The organism is Hephaestia sp. MAHUQ-44 (genome assembly GCF_023806085.1).
GTDB lineage: Bacteria > Pseudomonadota > Alphaproteobacteria > Sphingomonadales > Sphingomonadaceae > Sphingomonas.
Map to the genome: position 1 here is coordinate 1 of NZ_JAMSLX010000008.1, position 18368 is coordinate 18368.

Below are 18368 nucleotides of genomic sequence, written 5' to 3' on the forward strand. Positions count from 1 at the left end.
CGCCGAACGATCCCACGAAACAACATGGCGACGCATCGGCACCTTGCTCGACGCCTTCCCGCCAGCAGAATGCCGCAACTATCTGCTCAACGCAGGATACGGGTCAGCATGAGGTCATCTGACTCTAAAGCGCCATCGCCGCGTGGAGCGTCAGCGCGATCAGGCACAGCGTTGACAGCGCGAAGATCGAGAAGCGGATGATGACGCGGTTGGTCGTCACCTGCACCAGGCTGTGGAGCACACGCAGGCCGACATAGCCCCAGGCGATCATCGCGTTCATGCCGTCGCCCCAGCCGAGCAGTGCCAGCGTGATCGCGATCGCGTAAAACAGCGTCGGCTGTTCCATCAGATGGTTGTAATTGTCGGCGGGCCATTGCGCCTTGGGTTCGATCAGCTGGCGCAAATCACTGCCGGTGCCACCGACGAGATTCTTGGTATCGATCTTGGCGCGCGCCATCGCGGGAATGCGCGTCGCGTACATCCACACCCACATGACGAGTGACCAGGCGACCAGCGCCACCACGGGCGCGAGAATAGGCGAATGCTCGATCATGGTGTCCCCCCTGATGAATGAGGGGAATGCTGCGCGATTCGCGGCGATCCCGCAAGCCGCATGATCAGGCGTGCATCGTCATCCAGTCGGAGAAGTTCTCGGGCCAGCGCCGCGCCGATCGCGCCTCGGCAACGATGTTGTCGGTGCCGAAGCCGTGGTTGCCCTTTTCGTACAGATGCGCCTCCACCGGCACCTTGGCGGCACGGCACGCGGCGAGCATCGCGATCGAGTTGCCGGGATCGACCAGCCCGTCGTTCATCGCGTGCGCAAGGAACACCGGCGGTGTCGCGGCGGTAACGCGCTTGTCGATCGTATAGCGTGCGCTGATCGCCGGATCGGGGTTGGAGCCGAGCAAATTCTTGAACGTGTCGCCGCTGGCGCCGAACATCGGGTTGATCACCGGATAGATCAGCCCCGCAAAGGCCGGCCGCGCCGATTGCGTATCGGCGGCGTCCACGGCCGCGTACACCTTGTCCTCGAAGCTCGTCGCGAGCGATCCGGCGAGATGCCCGCCCGCCGAAAAGCCGACCACGCCGAGCTTGTCGGGGTTGATCGCCCAGGTGGCGGCCCGCGCGCGGATCAGCCGCATCGCGCGTTGGCCGTCCTGCAAGGGCACGTCCCATCGCGGCGTCCAGCCTTCGCCCGGCAGGCGATAGGCGAGCACGAACACCGTGATCCCCTCGGCGGTATAGGTTTTGGCGACCCCGATCCCTTCCTTCTGCACCGATACGAAGCTGTAACCGCCGCCGGGGATGGTTAGCAACGCGCGGCCATCGGGGTTGGGCGGGCGATAGACCGCCACGATCGGCTCGGGGATGCCATAAAGCCAGAATTGTCGGTTGGCCGCCGGGCCGTTCATCGTGTTGCGTGGGGTGGGCAGCGTCGCGGGCGCGCCGGGGATCTTGCCCTGCGGCCACAGCTTGAAATGCTCGGGCGGCCAGACGGGGCGATCGGGTGCCCCTTCGGCCGGCGTCGGCGACCCCCAGTCCTGCGCCCCCGCCGCGCTCGCGAGGCTGAGGCCAAGTCCGGCCCCGATCAGGCTGCGACGATCGATCGGCATCTGTGTTGTCCCCTTTGATTTGTCGCGACTTTAACCGCAGCACGGCCAAAACGAAACCTCGGAGGCCCATGCGGGAAGGGCATTATGAAGAAGGGGCCGAGGCTTCACGCCCCGACCCCTCGTCATCATCTGCCGCTTCAGCGCGTCATCAATCGAACATCTTGCCCCAGCGACGCACGGGCCGATCCTTCCAATGGCCGCGATGATAGGCGTCCGATGCCAGCAGCGGCATCACGCTGCCCGCTTCGGCATAGACCATCTGTTCGAGCGCGGTATCGACCTTGCCCCAGCTCGCGGCTTCCTTGAGCGTCGACGACGAGCACGCGCCGTCGCGAACGTCGGCGACGGTGATCTGCACCGCATATTTGTGCATCTCGGTGTTTTCGTGACCGAGGATTTCCGCGCAAACCACGGTATCCTGGATGAAATTCTTGGGCACCCCGCCGCCGATCATCAGCAGCCCGGTGGTGCCGGCTTCGATCTTGATGTCGGTCAGTTCGCGGAAATCGGCGACCGCGTCGATCGTGAGGTAAGGCTTGCCTTCCTTCATCCGCTCGACCTGATGCTTGACGAGCCCGAAGCCCGCCGAGCTGTCGACAAACGCTGGGCAGAAGATCGGCACATCATGCTCATAGGCGAGCTTGACGAGGCTGTTCTCCTTCTTGCCATGCTCGGAGAGATAGCGGCCCATCTCGCGGATGAACGCGCGCGACGAATAGGCCTTGGGCTCGAGCGCGTCGGCGATCGCGCCGATCGTGCCGTCGCACTCCTGCAGCTGTTCCTCGTCGATATAGGTATCGTAGATGCGGTCGATATAGAGCGAGCGCAGGATGTTATCGTCAGGAATTTCAAGCGCCTGATAGTGTTTGTGGCCTAGTCCTTCAAAGAAATCCATGTCGACGATCGTCGCACCGGTGGCGACCACGCCGTCGATCATGTTCGAGCGCAGCAGCTCGGCATAAAGATCCATGCACCCGCCCGCCGAGGTGCTGCCGGCGATGACGAGGAAGATCGAGCATTGCTTGTCGGCGAGCATCTGGTTGTAGATGCTCGTCGCACGCGCGAGGTCGCGGCTGGTGAAGCTCATCTTGCCCATCGCATCGATGATCGGGCGCGCATCGAAGCTGGTGATGTCGACATGCTCGACGGTCGTCGACAGCAATTCGGCCTTGCGCACGTCGTTGGCTGGGGCGTCGGGGTGCGAAACGGTCATTGATCAACTCCATGATTCCCCTCCCGTTTGCGGGCGGGGTTAGGGGAGGGCATGTCACGGCGCTCCCACGGATATCGAAACAAGCCCTCTCCCAACCCCGCCCGCAAACGGGAGGGGGGAAGAGTAGCGAAGCAAATTGTGCCTTACAGCGTGACGACGTTCGATGCGACCTCGGTGTCGGGCTCGAAATAGAGCGACGCCATCGGTTCGTCGGTGACGATCACCGTCTCGTCCGAGCCGAAGCCGTTGAACGCGGTGCGCATCGCCGCGCCGTATGCGCCGAGCATCCCGATCTCGATATAATCGCCTGCCCGCACGTCGGCGGGCAGTTCGAACGGGCCGGTCATCTGATCGAGGTCATCGCAGGTCGGGCCGTAGAAGCTGAACGGCATGTCGCGCGTGCTGCTCTCGGGCTCGCGCAGCAGGCGAACCGGGAAGCGCCAGCCGATATGCGCGGCATCGAACAGCGCGCCATACGCGCCGTCGTTGATGTACAGTTCATCGCCGCGCCGCTTTTCGACCCGCACGACCAGCGACGAATATTCGGCGCACAGCGCGCGGCCGGGCTCGGCCCACAATTCGGCCGAATAGCTGATCGGCAGGCTCTCGAAGCAGCGGTGAATGGTCTCGAAATAACGTTCGAGCGAGGGCGGTTCCATGCCGGGATAGACGCTCGGGAAGCCGCCGCCGACATCGACCACGTCGACCGTCACCGCCGCCTCGACGATCGCGTCGCGCACGCGCTCCATCGCGTTGACATAGGCCTCGGGCGCCATCGCCTGGCTGCCGACATGGAAGCAGATGCCGAGCGCGTCCGCCGCCTGGCGGGCCGCGAACAGCAGCGCCTTGGTCTCGCCGGGCATCGCGCCGAATTTCGACGCGAGGCTGAGCTTCGACAGATCGGACGACACCCGCAGCCGGACGCACAGCGTCAGGTCGGTTGCATCGTTCGTCGCGCGCATGATCTTCTCCAGTTCCTCGATCGAATCGAGGCTGAAGGTGCGCACGCCGTGCGTCTGATAGGCTTCGCGGATCGCTTCCTCGGCCTTGACCGGGTGCATGAAGCACAAGGTCGCGCCCGGCAGCGTTCGCGCCACGAGCCGCACCTCGGCGATCGAGGCGACGTCGTAATGCGTGATCCCGTTATCCCACAGGATCTGCAGCAGGTCGGGCGACGGATTCGCCTTCACCGCATACATCGAGCGGCCCGGAAACTTCTCGACGAAGAATCGGGCGGCGCGCGCCGCGGCGTGCGGACGAACGAGCGTTACCGGCTGGACCGGCAGACCATTGGCGATGTCGATGCCACAGGTGACATCAAGGGGGGCTGTTGCTAGCCCCAGCGCGCGATGATGCTTGACCAATTCAAGGGACCTCCAGGGCGTAGTTCGACACAAAGAGCTGCCTTGCGGTTGGAAGTCCCTTGGGGCAGCGGAAGCGCGACATAGGGTCACCGAAGTGCGATGTAAAGCATTGTGGAATGACGAAGGGCAAGACGTGACGATCGTACGACAACCCACCCGGGCCGGGGTTCGCGACGCGGCGGCGAAAGTCGCGCAAATCCTGCCTTTTTCGTCGCTGTTCGTCCACGAACTGGGCGGCGTCCAAATCGCCTTCAAGGCCGAGTGTCTGCAACCGGTCGGCGCGTTCAAGTTGCGCGGCGCGTGGCACCGACTCACCGCGCTCGAGGATCATGTCCGTGGCCGCGGCGTGGTCGCCTTTTCGTCGGGCAATCACGCGCAGGGAATCGCCTGGGCGGCGAAGCGGCTCGGGATGCCCGCGACGATCGTGATGCCCGCCGATGCGCCGCGCGCCAAACGCGATGCCACGCTCGCACTCGGCGCCGAAATCGTCAGCTACGATCGCGCGACCGAAAGCCGCGAAGCGATCGCCGCCCGCCTTGCCGAGGCCCGTGGCGCCACATTGGTGCCCAGCTTCGACGATCCGTGGGTGATCGAAGGGCAGGGGAGCGCCGGCATCGAGGCGGCACAACAGATGGAAGAACGTGGGTTGGGAGCCCCTGCGCGTGTGGTGGTGCCGTGCGGCGGCGGCGGGCTGGCGGCGGGGATCGCGCTCGCGCTGCCCGATGCGGCGATCACCGTCGTCGAGCCCGAGGGGTGGGACGATATGCGCCGCAGCCTCGAGGCGGGCTGGATCGAGCCGGTCGGCCCCAATCCACCCGCCACCGCGTGCGATGCGCTGCAAACCCTACGCGTCTCGCCGCTGACCTTCGAGGTGCTCGCGAATCGCGACGCGCACGGGGTTGCGGTCAGCGAGGCCGAGATTCGCGCCGCGCAGCGCTGGGCGGCCGAAAAGCTGCGGCTGGTGGTCGAGCCCGGCGGCGCGGTGGCGCTCGCCGCGCTGCTTGCGCACCGGATCGAGCCCGCCGAGCGCACGCTCCTCATCCTTTCGGGCGGCAATGTCGATCTGGATCGCTATGCCGCCGTGCTCGGCGGTGAGATCGCCGTGGCGCGAGAGCCGGCATGAACGCGCTCGAACACGCCGCCCCCGCGATCGCGATGCTCGCCGCCTTCGCGCTTGTCATCGGCGGGATCGTCCTGATCCGACAGGGCCAAGACCGCCGCAAGGGCGTGCTGATGCTCGTGATGGCCGCTGTGTTGATAGGGAATGTGCTGATCTGGACAATGTGAAGCGAGGGATTGAACTGATGGGGTGGATGCTCCCTTCGGTCGGCATCGTATGATGCCTGACCGGCACTGTGCCGGTGACAGAGGAACATATGACCGACGTTCACATTCCCGCGATCGACCTTGCCAAGTGAGCTGCTACCCGCTGAGTGGTCCAGACTATCTTAGTCCCTGGGCCACTCAGCGGGGGGCAGACCAGTGCAGTGGCGCGGACGGATGCAGGGGAGACGAGGACCGATTTACGAGATGAGTTGGCGCGGAAGTTCCATCTTGCTTGCCGCGCCGGGGTCAAGGCCACCGACCCCTGCCATAAACATCGGGGCCAGCAGCGGGGACAGGTTCTTCTCCAGCCTGACGCTGCCAGTACCCTGCGCCTTCGGGCGTGGGGTGCTGCTATGAGGGCCGCTTACGCGCCGCGCTGCTGCTTATGATTTGCTTACGGGAAAACCGTAAGCAGTTTCGGAGCGATTTGCGCTGCGAGTATCTGCTTGATTTTATTGGTAAATATGGTGGACGCACTAGGGCTCGAACCTAGGACCCGCTGATTAAGAGTCAGCTGCTCTACCAACTGAGCTATGCGTCCGTCCCCCAACGGCGCTCATTGCGCGCGCCGTTCCGCGGTGGAGGCGGCCAACTAGCATCGCTTTGGGCGGTTGCAAACCCCTTGTTCGTACTTTTTCAGAAGTGCGGCGATTTGCGATTGTTGCGGTCGATCGACATCAGGATGCCCAGGCACATCAGCACGGTCATCTGCGCCGACCCGCCATAGCTAAATAGCGGCAGTGGGATGCCCACCACGGGGGCCAGGCCCATCACCATCGCCAGGTTGATCGCCACGTAGAAGAAGATCGTCGACGCGAGCCCGGCTGCGGCGAGTTGGGAGAAGCGCGTGCGCGCGCGCAGCGCCACGCCAATGCCCCAGCCGATCATCAGAAAGAAAGCGAGGATGAGCAGGTAACCGCCGACCAGTCCCCATTCTTCGGCCATCGTCGCGAAGGCAAAATCGGTCTGGCCTTCGGGCAGGTAATCGAGATGGCTTTGGGTGCCGTTGAGATAACCTTTGCCGAAGAGGCCTCCCGAGCCGATCGCGATCTTCGATTGGCTGATGTGATAGCCCGCACCGAGCGGGTCGCTTTCGGGGTCGAGGAAGATCAGCACGCGATCGCGCTGATAATCGTGGAGCATGAAATTGACCGCAAGCGGCGCGGCAATAGCAAATGCCAGCGCGCCGCCGATGAACAGCCGCAACGGCACCCCGGCGAGGAACATCACCGTCGCACCGCTCGCGCAGATCATCAACGCGGTACCCAGATCGGGCTGGAGCATGACCAGCAGTGCGGGCACCCCCAGCATGATGCCGGCAGGGATCAGCGAGGCATAGCGACGTGTCTCGTTGGGAGGGAGCATGTCGTAGAATTTCGCCATCGCAAGGACGATGCACGGTTTCATCAGTTCGGACGGCTGGAGCCGGATCGGCCCAAGATCGAGCCAGCGCTGGCTGCCGCCGCGGACCGCGCCGAGCAGTTCGACGAGGATCAGCAGCACCACCAGCACCGCATAAGCGGGCAGGGCGCCTGCGCTCCACACGCGCTCGCGGACACGTGACAGCATCATTGCGCCGACCAGGAACGCGATCAGCCTTGTTCCTTGCGGGATCACCCATGGGCGCACGCTGCCGCCCGCGGCCGAATAGAGCATCATCAGCCCGAAGCCGCCGATCATCAGCGTGAGCAGGATGACCTTCCACGGCAATTGCGCGAGCGGTTCGGGAACAACGTCGAGCGGTCTCATCGCGCCTCTCCGCCGCCACCGGCGTCGGGCGATCCGGTTTCGGCCGGGGAAACCCCGGTGGCGTGCGTGTTGGCAACGGCCTCGGCGCTCGCATCGGCCTGAGCGGTGGCCTCTTCGACGGCAGCGGAACTGGTGGGTGCGGCCGCGTCGAGTTCGGTCCCGGCGGGAATGCGTTTGGCGTGCGCGGCGCGGTAGACGGCTTCGTCGGTCGCCATGCGGGTTGCGATATCGCCTCCCCAGGTCTTTTCGGCCGCCTCAAGCGAGGCGATCGCACGCGGGCGATCGTACAGATAGGTATAGATGTCGCGCGCGATCGCGGGCGCGTCGAGATTACGGATCAGATGCGCGTTGTGTTCGAGCACGATGGCGAGCGCATAGCGCGGGTCGGCCGAGGGTGCGAAACTGATGAACAGTGCGTGGTCACGCAGCTTGTAGGGAAGGGCGGCGTTGTTGAGCACGCCCGTCCGGCGCTCGGCCATCGTGATCCGGCGCACCTGCGCGGTACCGGTCTTGGCGGAAACGTCGATGCCGGGCAGGTAGAGCCGTGAAGCGCCCCCCGTGCCGCCGTCATTGACCGTGGCGTACATCGCGTCGCGCACGATTGCGAGATGCTTCTGATCCATCGACAACACGGGCGCAACCTCGTGCGGCTGATCGAGAATCAGCCGGGGCACGACCTTGCGGCCCGACGCGATCCGCGCCGCCATTACCGCAAGCTGGAGTGGATTGCTCAGCACATAGCCCTGGCCGATCGAAGCGTTGAGCGAATCGGCCACGGTCCATTTGGTATGATATTTCTTGAGTTTCCACGCGCTGTCGGGGACGGTGCCGTAGCGTTGTGAGGGGAAGGGGATATCGAATTCCTGCCCCATGCCCAATTCGCGCGCGGTGGGGGCGAACGCATCATAACCCAGCTCGCGCGCCATCTGGTAGAAATAGATGTCGCAGCTCTGCGAGACCGCGCGGCGCATATCGACATGGCCGTGCCCGCGCCGCCGCCAGCAGTGAAAGGTGCCGGTCCCGACTTTGAGAGCGCCGCTACAGAATACGGTCTGGTGCGGATCGATGCCGTTGCGCAGCAGCGCCAGCGAGTTCATCGGCTTGACGGTCGAACCCGGCGGATACAGCCCCTGCAACACCTTGTTCATCAACGGAACATGGTCGTTTTTCGAGAGCATGTTCCATTCGAGGTGGCTGATTCCGTCCGAAAAGGCATTGGGATCGTATGACGGCATCGAGCACATCGCGAGCACGTCGCCGGTCAGGCAATCGAGCACCACCGCCGAACCCGAATTGGTGCCCAGTCGCCGCGCGGTATATTCCTGAAGGCCGGCATCGATCGTGAGCCGCACGGTATCGCCTGGCTGATCGGGTCTCGTCGCGAGTTGACGGACGAGCTTACCGCGCGCGGTGACTTCCTCGCGTTTGGCGCCCGGCTTGCCGCGTAGGCGATCCTCGAGCGCGTGTTCGAGCCCATCCTTGCCGATCTTGAAGCCGGGGGTGACGAGCAGCGGGTTCTTGGATTTCTGATATTCTTCGGCAGATGCGGCGCCGACATAGCCGGTCAGATGCCCTACCGCCGCACCGGCGGGGTAATGGCGGGCAAAACCCTGGGTGCGCGCAACGCCGGGCAGTTCGGGCATCCGCACGCTGATCGCGGCATAGCGTTCCCACGGCAGGTTCTCGGCGACCTGAACCGGCTGGAACCCTGCCGCCTGCTTCAGATCAGCGAGGATTCGCGCCATGTCGTCGGGGGCAAGCCCGAGTAGTTCCTGGAGCAAGGCCAGCGTGCGGTCTTTGTCCTCGAGCCGATCGGGGATGATGTCGACGCGGAAGTCGGTGCGGTTGTCGGCGATCGGGTGGCCGTTGCGATCGATGATCCAGCCGCGGCGCGGCGGGATCACCGTATTGTTGATGCGGTTGCTTTCGGAAAGCAGCTTGTAATGCTCGTTCTCGGCGATCGCGAGCCACGCCATTCGCCCGGCGAGGACGATGCCCACCGCGGCCTGCGCACCGCCCAGCACCACCGCGCGCCGGCTGAAGCTGAAGTTCTGCTGCGCTTGATTGATCGTGCGCGTGGGCTTGTTCATGCGCGCAGGCGCGTGCGGTCGAGCCGCGCGACCAGCCGCGCGATCAACGGAAACACGAGGATAGAGACCAGAATCTGCAAGGCCATGATCGTATCGACATGCGCCTCGATTGGCGAGGCCAGCGCGCGGCCGGCAAGCAGGGTAAAGCCGATCGCCCCCGCTGCGATCAGCCAATCTTGCCAGAAATCGCGGAATACCAGCCGGATCTCGATCAACTCGATGACGAAAAAGCACAATGTCCACAGCAGCATCGCGCTGCCGAACGGCTGGCCGCTCAGTAAATCATCGAACAGACCGAGCAGCACCGGCGTCCAGATCTTGAGCGATTCGGGGCGCAACAATCGCCATGCGAGCAGCATCATCAGCCCCAGCGGCGGCAGCAGTCCGCCGGGGAAGATTACGGGCACGATCGTGGCCAGCGAGCCCAGCATCACCGAAACGATGGGGATGATCCAGGTCCGCGGCGGGGTGCGTCCCGCGTCGTCCTCAAGCCCCATCGGGATGAGCGCGCTCACGGTGCCGGGTCCGGCGTCACGATCGTCGTCGGGGCCGGGGGTGCGTTGTGCGACGGCGGCAAGGGGGGAGGCAGTGGAAAGAACGCGCGCTGGACCATCGCCACGTCGAGCGTGCCGGGCCGGGCGAACGGACGCGCGATCGCGGCATCGCGCCCAACCTGGAGCACGCGCGCAACGGGGATGTCGGGTGGGTAGATGCCACCGATGCCCGACGACATCAGCACATCGCCCGGCTTGGGAAGCGGATCGCCCATGCTCACCGGCCGCACCTCGACCAGCCCGTCGCCGCGGCCGGTTGCCATTGCGGGCAGCCCGTCGCGCGTCCGGCGCACCGGCACGACACTGTCGGGATCGGTGATCAGCAGAATCCGCGCGACATCGGGTCCGACTTCGAGCACACGCCCGATCAACCCTTCGGGCCCGCGCACTGGCTGGCCTTCGCGCACGCCCTGTCGACGGCCTGCGTTGAGCAACCCGAACCGCCTTGTGCTCGATCCCGACGAACTGACGATCCGCGCCACCGCGACCGTGTCGCTGCTCCGTTCGCGCACTGCGAGCAGCGCCTTCAGCCGCCGATTGTCATAGGCAAGCGTGCGCGCGCGCGTCAGCAATACGCGCTCATCGGCGATCTGCTGCTTGAGGCGTCGGTTTTCGTCGACCGTTCCGAAATGATCGCCGATCGCACGGGGGATCGAGGTCACACCGCGGGTCACCGAGGACAGTGCCGTCGATACCGGCGCGGTCGCTTCTGCCGCGGCCATGCGCAGCGAGGCGAAGCCGCTGGGGTCGATCGCCGAGATGACAAGCAGGATCGCGCCGACAAGCGCGCCTGCGGCGGCGATCACATAACCGAGGAAGAGACCGTATTGCGCCCGCCGCGAAAATCCCGGGCGCCGGTTCTTTGGCGGCGCCATGGCCCGTATCCCCTTGAACCGATCAGGCGTTTACCAATACGCCGCGATAGATCGGGTCTTCAAGCGCGCGCCCGGTGCCGAGTGCGACGCAGGTGAGCGGATCCTCCGCGATCGTCACCGGCAGGCCGGTTTCGTCGCGCAGAACCTCGTCGATGCCCTGAAGCAGCGCGCCGCCGCCGGTGAGCACGATGCCCTGATCGACGATGTCGGCGGCCAGTTCGGGCGCCGTATTTTCAAGCGCGATCCGCACGCCCTCGACGATCGTTCCGACCGGTTCGCTCAGCGCTTCGGCGATCTGACCCTGGTTGATCTGGATTTCCTTGGGCACGCCGTTGACGAGATCGCGGCCCTTGATGTGGATCGTCTGGCCGATGCCATCGGCGGGCGCCTTGGCGACACCGACTTCCTGCTTGATCCGCTCCGCCGTGGCTTCACCGATCAGCAGATTGTGGTTGCGGCGCACATAGCTGACGATCGCTTCGTCCATCTTGTCGCCGCCGACGCGTACCGAGGTGGTGTACGCCAGCCCGCGCAGGCTGAGCACCGCGACTTCGGTGGTGCCGCCGCCGATGTCGACCACCATCGAGCCGATCGGCTCGGTGACGGGCATGTCGGCGCCGATCGCGGCGGCCATCGGCTCCTCGATCAGGAACACCTGACTCGCGCCTGCATTCTGCGCGGCGTCACGGATCGCGCGGCGCTCGACCGAGGTCGAGCCCGACGGCACGCAGATCACGATTTCGGGCCAGCGCATGAACTTGCGGCCGCCGTGCACCTTGCGGATGAAATGCTTGATCATCTCTTCGGCGACATCAATGTCGGCGATCACGCCGTCACGTAGCGGCCGAATCGCCTGAATGCTGTCGGGGGTCTTGCCCATCATCAGCTTGGCGTCGTCGCCGACGGCCTTGACGCGCTTGACGCCGTTCAGGGTTTCGATCGCGACCACCGACGGTTCGTTGAGCACGACCCCGCGTCCCCTCAGGTACACCACGGTGTTCGCGGTGCCGAGATCGATCGCCATATCGTGCGACATCATTTTGAAAAAGCGGGAGAAGAACATCAGTCGAGTTGGTCCGTCGCTGGCCGGGCGGTCCGGCGGTTCGCACAAGTGATCACGTCTGCCGCGCGAGCCTGGAAATCCACGCGCGGGCTCTGGGTCGATGCGGCTCGCGGGACGTCGCCGCTTGGGCTAGGACGCATAGCATGTCAATACGTCGCCTGCCCGAACATCTTGTCAATCGTATCGCTGCCGGTGAAGTGGTCGAAAGACCTGCCAGTGCGTTGAAGGAGCTTGTCGAAAACGCGATTGACGCCAACGCAACGCGGATTGCGGTGACGCTTGCGGCTGGTGGAATCGATCTGATCGATGTGGTCGACGATGGGGGCGGTATGACCCCCACCGAGATGCGTCTCGCGCTCGAACGTCACGCCACCTCCAAACTCCCCGACGACGCGATCGATTATGTGACGACGTTGGGCTTTCGCGGCGAGGCCTTGCCTTCGATCGCGAGCGTCGCGCAGCTTACGCTGGAAAGCCGGGTACGCGGCGCCGAAGGTTGGCAACTCGTCATCGATAACGGCGCGGTCGCCCGCGAAGGGCCCGCGGCGCTGCCGCCCGGCACGCGGGTCCGCGTCGAGCGCCTGTTCGAGCGGGTGCCCGCGCGGCGCAAGTTCCTGCGCACCGCCCGATCAGAATATGGCGCGTGCCTCGATGCGCTGCGGCGGCTGGCGATGGCGCGGCCGGACATCGCCTTCAGCCTCGAGCATGACGGGCGCCGGGTATTTTCGGTCGCCGCAGTCGAGGGGCGGCCCGATCGGGTCGCCGCGCTCACCGACAGCGCGCTGGTCGACAATTGTGTCGCGATCGATCTCGACCGGGAGGGCCTCAAGCTCGGCGGAATCGCCAGCCTGCCGACCTTCAACCGTGGCGTCGCCGATCATCAGTATCTGTTCGTCAACGGGCGACCGGTGAAGGATCGACTGCTCGCGGGGGCCGTGCGCGGGGCCTATGCCGAACTGCTCGCGCGCGATCGGCATGCGCTGGTGGCGCTGTTCCTCGATGTGCCCGCCGATGCCGTCGACGTGAACGTCCATCCGGCCAAGACCGAGGTGCGCTTCCGTGAACCCGGCATGGTACGCGGGCTGATCGTCAGCGGCCTGCGACGCGCGCTCGACGCCGAGGGATTCCGCAGTGTGCAACGCCCGAGCGAAGCGGCGCTCGGCATGTGGCAGGCCGAGCCCGCCGCGCCGCCGGCGCCCACCTTGTGGAGTCAGCCGGGGATCTCGCAGAGCAACGCGATGGTCGCCGATCGCCGGCCGTCATTCACGCCGCCACCCTTGGCGCGCGCCGAACCCGCTTATGCACCGCCCCCCGAATCGACCAGCTTTCCGCTCGGGGTCGCGCGCGGGCAGGTCGCCAAGACCTATATTGTCGCCGAGGCCGAGGACGGACTGGTGATCGTCGATCAGCACGCCGCGCACGAACGGCTGGTGCTCGAACGGATGCGCGCCGGCATGGCGGGGCAGGGTGTGCCGAGCCAGGCACTGCTGCTCCCCGAGGTGGTCGAGATCGACGAAGCGGGCTGCGATCGGCTGGAGGCGCGCGCCGGTGAACTGGCCGAACTGGGATTGCAACTCGAACGGTTCGGCCCGCGCGCGATGCTCGTACGCGGCGTGCCGGGGCCGTTGGGGCAAAGCGACGTCCACGGTCTGATCGCCGACCTTGCCGACGAACTGGGCGCCTATGACGACGCGCTCAGCCTCAAGGAACGGATCGATCACGTTGCCGCGACGATGGCGTGCCACGGTTCGGTGCGCGCGGGCCGCGTGCTCTCGGTCGCCGAGATGAATGCCTTGCTGCGCGAGATGGAAGCCACCCCGCATTCGGGCCAGTGCAATCACGGCCGCCCGACCTGGGTAAAGCTGGCCCACGGCGACATCGAGAAGCTGTTCGGAAGGCGTTGAAACTCAGGCGCCGCCTGGATCTTGCGGCCGATGGGGGACGAGGATCAGGGTGCGGCCCTCGACGCGCCAGGAGGCGAGCCGCGACAGGAAGTTCATGCCGAGCACATTGGTGTCGCCGAACGCGGGCGAGGTGACGACTGGCAGGTCGCGCGCGACGATCGTACCGAAGCGCAACTCGTTCACGGTGGCGCCACGCGCGGAGACCGTGCCGTTCGCGGTCTTGAGCACGATCGGGAACATCTCATCCTCGATGGTGATCCCGCTAGCCGCGACGGTAGTGTTCGACAGCGCGGTGATCGTGGCGCCGCTATCGATCAGCAGCCGCCGCGGCACGCCGTTGATCGTCGCGCGTGCCCAGAAATGGCCGTCGGGCGCCATGCGGATTCGCACTTCATCGCCAACCACCTGCTGATCGCCGATATCGAGCAATTCGGCGACACGCGCGAAATACGGGTCGAATCGGCTGCGCTGGTTGAGCAGGATCAGCAACGTCCCGACCATCAGCAGCGTGATGGCGATATTCACGACCACCCGGATCGGACGCACCCGCCGCGCCACGAGCAGCAGCACGAATACGATCGCAAGGATGATATAAAGCGTCGGGTGCGACGCCGGGTCGGGGATCATCCTGCCAATCTAAAGACTTTGTGCCGCGAATTGAAGCAAGTCCCTTTGCCGATTATTCCATGGCCACCCTCCCGCATTGCGCAGCATCCGTGGTCCGAAACACGTCTGGCGCGAGCGACGCAGTGGTTTGCGCCCCGATCTCAACCGATATGGGCCTGTGGTGGTGTCGGTGGCGCGGGGCCGGGGGTAGGCACATCGATGTCGGGTTGGGGCGGTATCACCTCGGGTGGAGGTGGTTGCGGGGTGGCCGGCGGCGTGGGTTGCGGGGGCTGGGTGGCCATCGTTTCTCTCCTTCCCCTTCCCAACGAAACAGGCTACCTCCGGTTGCCTCTGGACCCTCGCTGTATGGCTGCTATAGACGCCGCCGACCTCGCGCTGGCCGATGCGGGCGTGGCGGAACTGGTAGACGCGCCGGATTTAGGTTCCGGTATCGCAAGATGTGGGGGTTCGAGTCCCTTCGCCCGCACCAGATTCGTCGCCCGAAACCGGCGTAATTCCGATTTCTTCAAGCAAGGGCTTCGAACGAATGCAGACTGTCGAGACGTTGAACGAGGGCCTGAAGCGCGCCTATACGTTGACCATCACCGCCAAGGATATCGACAAGCGAGTCGATGCCGAGGTCAAGCGTGTTGCGCCGCAGGTGCGCATGCCGGGGTTCCGTCCGGGTAAGGTTCCCGCCAACCTCGTGCGCCGGATGCACGGCGAGGCGTTGATGCAGGACGCGCTCAACAGCTCGATTCAGGAAGGCGTGCAGAAGGTGATCGCCGATCACAAGCTGCGCCCGGCGATGCAGCCGTCGGTGGCGCTCGGTGAAGGCTATGAGGTCGGCAAGGATGCCGAGATCACGGTCGAACTCGAAGTGTTGCCCGATGTGCCCGCGCCCGCGATCGACGGCATCAAGCTCGAGCGGCTGACGGTGCCGATCGACGATGCCGAAGTCGACGCGCAGCTTGAGAAGTTTGCCGCCCAGCAGAAACGCTGGGACGATGCCGCCAAGAGCCACAAGGCCAAGACCGGCGATCTCGTCGTGATGGATTTCGTCGGCAAGGTCGACGGTACCCCGTTCGAGGGTGGCACCGGCGAGGACATGTCGGTCGAGATCGGCTCGGGGCGTCTGATTCCGGGCTTCGAGGACCAGCTCGTCGGGGTCAAGGCCGGCGACGAGAAGGTGATCGATGTCACCTTTCCTGACGATTACAACGCCGAGCAGCTCAAGGGTAAGCCGGCGACGTTCGATCTGACGATCAAGACGATCCGCACCGCCAGGGATGCGGTGATCGACGAGGAACTCGCGACCTCGCTCGGGCTCGAAAGCCTCGATCAGTTGAAGGGCTTGCTCAAGGGCCAGATCGAGCAGGAGCACAACAATCTCACGCGCACGCATATGAAGCGCAAGCTGCTCGATCAGCTCGCCGCGGGCCATGATTTCCCGGTGCCGCCGTCGATGGTCGAGGCCGAATTCCAGCAGATCTGGGCGCAGCTCGAGCATGAGGCGAGTCACGAGGAAGATCCCAAGGCCGCGCTGGCCGAAATGGAAGCCGAGCGCGACGAATATCGTGCGATCGCCGAGCGCCGCGTGCGGCTGGGGCTGCTGCTCTCCGAAATTGGCCAGGCGAATGGCGTCGAAGTGACCCAGCAGGAAATGAGCCGCCTGATCATGCAGGCCGCGCAGCAATATGGCCCCGAGGATCGCGAGCGCTTCATCCAATATGTTCAGCAGGAGCCGATGGCGGCGGCCCAGCTGCGCGCGCCGCTGTATGAGGACAAGGTCGTCGATTTCCTGTTTGAAAAGGCGGAAATCACCGATCGCGACGTAACTCGCGAGGAAATCGAAGCCGCGATCGAATCGGAGGAGGGTTTCTCGACGGGCACCCATACCCACGATCACGACAACCATAAGCCGGGCAAACCCTCGGCGGCAAAGAAGGCTGCTGCCAAGAAGGCGACAGCCAAGACTGACGAGCCCGTGAAGAAAGCGGCGACCAAGGCTGCGCCGTCGAAGGACGACGCGCCGGCCAAGAAGCCGGCCACGAAGGCGAAAACCGAGGCTCCGGTGAAGGACGCCGCGCCGAAGAAGGCACCGGCCGCGAAGAAGCCGGCAGCCAAAAAGACCCCGGCGAAGAAGGCCGACTAACGTACGTCAATCCGCAGAGGCGGGGCCTCCTTTCCTGACGAAGCCTTTACCGGTGTGCCGGTATTGAGCACAGCAGATGGGAGCCCCGCCTTGGCGGGGAGGACGGGAACAGGGTCAATGCCGGGAACCAACGCGCTCAGAATCGCAGTCCTGCTGCCCTGCTATAATGAGGAAGCCGCGATTCGGCAGACGATCGCCGGTTTCCGCGCGGCGCTACCGCAGGCGGAAATCTACGTTTACGACAATAACAGCAGTGACGGTACGATCGCCGTCGCCCGCGAGGCAGGTGTGATCGTCCGCACCGAGCGAATGCAGGGCAAGGGCCATGTCGTCCGCCGCATGTTCGCCGATGTCGACGCCGACCTCTACGTCATGGCCGATGGCGACGCGACCTACGATGCCGCCTCGGCGCCCATGCTGATCGCGCGATTGCTCGATGAGCAACTCGATATGGTGGTCGGCAGCCGCGTCGGCGAGGCGGCCGAGGCGTATCGGCGCGGACACCGGTTCGGCAACAAGCTGCTCACGGGGATGCTCGCGCGGCTGTTCGGGCGCAGCTTTGGCGACATTCTGTCGGGGTATCGCGTGTTCTCGCGGCGGTTCGTCAAGAGTTTCCCGGTGCTGTCGACCGGGTTCGAGATTGAGACCGAGATCAGCGTCCATGCGCTCGAACTCAAGATGCCCGTTGCCGAGATCGACACTCCCTATTTCGCGCGGCCCGAGGGCTCCGAATCGAAGCTGTCCACCTATGGCGACGGCCTGCGCATCCTGCGCACGATCGTCAGCCTCTATCGGATCGAACGGCCGATGCTGTTCTTCGGCATGATCGGGCTGCTGTTTGCACTGGCGGCGATCATCCTCGCCGCGCCGCTGGCGGTGACGTATCTGCATACCCATCTGGTGCCGCGCCTGCCCACCGCGATGCTGGCAACGGGGCTGATGATCCTCGCCTTTCTCAACGTCTTCGCGGGGTTGATCCTCGACACGGTGGTGCGGGGCCGGCGCGAGGTGCGGCGGCTCGCCTACCTCGCCCACCGCGCACCAGAAGGCGGGGGTTGAACTCACTCGCGCCAGCGCCGATGTAGGCACTCCATAGGGCATAAGGACCTGAGATTCTCCATGCACAATCCGTTTGAAACCGGCGATTTCGCGAATCCTCTCGCCCAGGCCGGCGTCGGCCTGCGGCAGACCAGTGCAGGGCTCGTGCCGATCGTGATCGAGCAATCGAATCGCGGCGAGCGCAGCTTCGACATTTTTTCGCGACTGCTGCGCGAGCGGATCGTGTTCGTCACCGGCGGCGTCGAGGACCAGATGGCCTCGCTGATCACCGCGCAGTTGCTCTTCCTGGAGTCCGAAAACCCCAAGAAGGACATCTATATGTACATCAACTCGCCGGGCGGTGTGGTCACGGCGGGCATGGCGATCCATGACACGATGCAGTACATCCGCCCGCGCGTCGGGACGGTGTGCATCGGCCAGGCCGCGTCGATGGGCAGCTTCCTTCTCGCGGCAGGCGAGCCGGGGATGCGCGTGGCGCTCACCAATGCGCGGATCATGATCCACCAGCCTTCGGGCGGGGCGCAGGGCATGGCCTCGGACATCGAGATTCAGGCCAGGGAAATTCTGCGTATTCGTGCGCGGATGAACGAGCTCTATGCTCATTATACCGGCAAGCCGATCGAGCAGATCGAAAAGGCGATGGATCGCGACAAGTTCATGTCGTCGGACGAGGCCAAGGAATTCGGGCTGATCGACGAGGTATTCGACAAGCGGCCGCAGCCTGCCGACGAGGCGTCGGACGTCGCGAAGCTGCCGAGCGACAAGGCGTAACGACATTTTGGTGATTGTAGCTTTGA

The 18368-nt window shown here is 64.8% G+C and carries 16 protein-coding genes, 2 tRNA genes and 1 pseudogene; 8 read left to right on the forward strand and 11 right to left on the reverse strand.

Translation table 11 applies throughout. The annotated features are described in order from the left end of the window. Window positions 1–112, forward strand: a pseudogene (locus NFE57_RS10045) (IS630 family transposase); the annotation flags it as partial. Between the two features lie 12 nt (window positions 113–124). On the opposite strand, the gene NFE57_RS10050 reads toward NFE57_RS10045, so the two are convergent. From NFE57_RS10050 to NFE57_RS10065, 4 genes are all read right to left on the reverse strand, one after another. After that, entirely contained in the window at window positions 125–553 is a 429-nt protein-coding gene (locus NFE57_RS10050) for an MAPEG family protein (protein ID WP_252135450.1), read from the reverse strand. A 64-nt stretch (window positions 554–617) separates the two neighbouring features. Further along, window positions 618–1613, reverse strand: a complete 996-nt coding sequence (locus NFE57_RS10055; RefSeq protein ID WP_252135451.1) for an alpha/beta hydrolase — start codon at window positions 1611–1613, stop codon at window positions 618–620. A gap of 148 nt (window positions 1614–1761) precedes the next feature. Beyond that, a complete protein-coding gene (locus NFE57_RS10060) occupies window positions 1762–2826 on the reverse strand; it encodes a 1,9-bis(guanidino)-5-aza-nonane synthase (protein ID WP_252135452.1) in 1065 nt (354 codons plus the stop codon). 143 nt (window positions 2827–2969) lie between these two features. Continuing rightward, window positions 2970–4190 carry a type III PLP-dependent enzyme domain-containing protein gene (locus NFE57_RS10065; RefSeq protein WP_252135453.1) on the reverse strand — a complete coding sequence of 407 codons (1221 nt, stop codon included), beginning with the start codon at window positions 4188–4190 and terminating at the stop codon, window positions 2970–2972. Between the two features lie 133 nt (window positions 4191–4323). Here NFE57_RS10065 and NFE57_RS10070 point away from each other — a divergent pair, with 133 nt between their 5' ends. After that, window positions 4324–5313: a threonine ammonia-lyase gene (locus NFE57_RS10070; RefSeq protein ID WP_252135454.1), complete on the forward strand. Its 990-nt coding sequence runs from the start codon at window positions 4324–4326 to the stop codon at window positions 5311–5313. After that, complete coding sequence (locus NFE57_RS10075; protein WP_252135455.1) at window positions 5310–5477, forward strand: hypothetical protein; 168 nt, start codon at window positions 5310–5312, stop codon at window positions 5475–5477. The genes NFE57_RS10070 and NFE57_RS10075 overlap by 4 nt, the downstream gene beginning before the upstream one ends. Before the next feature lie 504 nt (window positions 5478–5981). On the opposite strand, the gene NFE57_RS10080 is transcribed toward NFE57_RS10075, so the two are convergent. From NFE57_RS10080 to NFE57_RS10105, 6 genes are all read right to left on the reverse strand, one after another. Next, window positions 5982–6057 (reverse strand) — tRNA-Lys (locus tag NFE57_RS10080). 95 nt (window positions 6058–6152) lie between these two features. Further along, window positions 6153–7265: a rod shape-determining protein RodA gene (rodA, locus tag NFE57_RS10085; protein WP_252135456.1), complete on the reverse strand. Its 1113-nt coding sequence runs from the start codon at window positions 7263–7265 to the stop codon at window positions 6153–6155. Continuing rightward, entirely contained in the window at window positions 7262–9355 is a 2094-nt protein-coding gene (gene mrdA, locus NFE57_RS10090) for a penicillin-binding protein 2 (RefSeq protein ID WP_252135457.1), read from the reverse strand. Before mrdA ends, rodA begins: the two co-directional genes overlap by 4 nt. Further along, the gene (mreD, locus tag NFE57_RS10095; RefSeq protein WP_353653903.1) at window positions 9352–9870 is read right to left on the reverse strand and encodes a rod shape-determining protein MreD; all 519 of its coding nucleotides are present in this window, start codon (window positions 9868–9870) and stop codon (window positions 9352–9354) included. Before mreD ends, mrdA begins: the two co-directional genes overlap by 4 nt. Continuing rightward, entirely contained in the window at window positions 9867–10784 is a 918-nt protein-coding gene (locus NFE57_RS10100) for a rod shape-determining protein MreC (RefSeq protein WP_252135458.1), read from the reverse strand. Before NFE57_RS10100 ends, mreD begins: the two co-directional genes overlap by 4 nt. A gap of 22 nt (window positions 10785–10806) precedes the next feature. Next, on the reverse strand, window positions 10807–11847 hold the full coding sequence (locus NFE57_RS10105) for a rod shape-determining protein (protein WP_252135459.1): 1041 nt from the start codon (window positions 11845–11847) through the stop codon (window positions 10807–10809). 143 nt (window positions 11848–11990) lie between these two features. Between NFE57_RS10105 and mutL the strand changes: the two genes are divergently transcribed. Continuing rightward, window positions 11991–13751, forward strand: coding sequence for a DNA mismatch repair endonuclease MutL (gene mutL / locus NFE57_RS10110; protein ID WP_252135460.1), 1761 nt, complete (start codon window positions 11991–11993; stop codon window positions 13749–13751). Between the two features lie 3 nt (window positions 13752–13754). Here the strand turns inward: mutL and NFE57_RS10115 are convergent, their stop codons facing one another. Continuing rightward, window positions 13755–14378, reverse strand: a complete 624-nt coding sequence (locus NFE57_RS10115) for a retropepsin-like aspartic protease family protein (RefSeq protein WP_252135461.1) — start codon at window positions 14376–14378, stop codon at window positions 13755–13757. Between the two features lie 384 nt (window positions 14379–14762). Here NFE57_RS10115 and NFE57_RS10120 point away from each other — a divergent pair. From NFE57_RS10120 to clpP, 4 genes are all read left to right on the forward strand, one after another. Beyond that, window positions 14763–14847 (forward strand) — tRNA-Leu (locus NFE57_RS10120). 57 nt (window positions 14848–14904) lie between these two features. Beyond that, a complete protein-coding gene (gene tig / locus NFE57_RS10125; protein ID WP_252135462.1) occupies window positions 14905–16512 on the forward strand; it encodes a trigger factor in 1608 nt (535 codons plus the stop codon). 117 nt (window positions 16513–16629) lie between these two features. Beyond that, window positions 16630–17571, forward strand: a complete 942-nt coding sequence (locus tag NFE57_RS10130; RefSeq protein WP_252135463.1) for a glycosyltransferase family 2 protein — start codon at window positions 16630–16632, stop codon at window positions 17569–17571. Window positions 17572–17631: 60 nt separating this feature from the next. Beyond that, window positions 17632–18342, forward strand: a complete 711-nt coding sequence (gene clpP / locus NFE57_RS10135; protein WP_252135464.1) for an ATP-dependent Clp endopeptidase proteolytic subunit ClpP — start codon at window positions 17632–17634, stop codon at window positions 18340–18342. Window positions 18343–18368: the final 26 nt, after the last annotated feature.

Coding starts and splice junctions, on each gene's coding strand:
- NFE57_RS10050 (WP_252135450.1), bottom strand. CDS start 553: ATGATCGAGCATTCGCCTATTCTCGCGCCCGTGGTGGCGCTGGTCGCC.
- NFE57_RS10055 (WP_252135451.1), bottom strand. CDS start 1,613: ATGCCGATCGATCGTCGCAGCCTGATCGGGGCCGGACTTGGCCTCAGC.
- NFE57_RS10060 (WP_252135452.1), bottom strand. CDS start 2,826: ATGACCGTTTCGCACCCCGACGCCCCAGCCAACGACGTGCGCAAGGCC.
- NFE57_RS10075 (WP_252135455.1), top strand. CDS start 5,310: ATGAACGCGCTCGAACACGCCGCCCCCGCGATCGCGATGCTCGCCGCC.
- rodA (WP_252135456.1), bottom strand. CDS start 7,265: ATGAGACCGCTCGACGTTGTTCCCGAACCGCTCGCGCAATTGCCGTGG.
- mrdA (WP_252135457.1), bottom strand. CDS start 9,355: ATGAACAAGCCCACGCGCACGATCAATCAAGCGCAGCAGAACTTCAGC.
- NFE57_RS10100 (WP_252135458.1), bottom strand. CDS start 10,784: ATGGCGCCGCCAAAGAACCGGCGCCCGGGATTTTCGCGGCGGGCGCAA.
- NFE57_RS10105 (WP_252135459.1), bottom strand. CDS start 11,847: ATGTTCTTCTCCCGCTTTTTCAAAATGATGTCGCACGATATGGCGATC.
- mutL (WP_252135460.1), top strand. CDS start 11,991: ATGTCAATACGTCGCCTGCCCGAACATCTTGTCAATCGTATCGCTGCC.
- NFE57_RS10115 (WP_252135461.1), bottom strand. CDS start 14,378: ATGATCCCCGACCCGGCGTCGCACCCGACGCTTTATATCATCCTTGCG.
- tig (WP_252135462.1), top strand. CDS start 14,905: ATGCAGACTGTCGAGACGTTGAACGAGGGCCTGAAGCGCGCCTATACG.
- NFE57_RS10130 (WP_252135463.1), top strand. CDS start 16,630: ATGCCGGGAACCAACGCGCTCAGAATCGCAGTCCTGCTGCCCTGCTAT.
- clpP (WP_252135464.1), top strand. CDS start 17,632: ATGCACAATCCGTTTGAAACCGGCGATTTCGCGAATCCTCTCGCCCAG.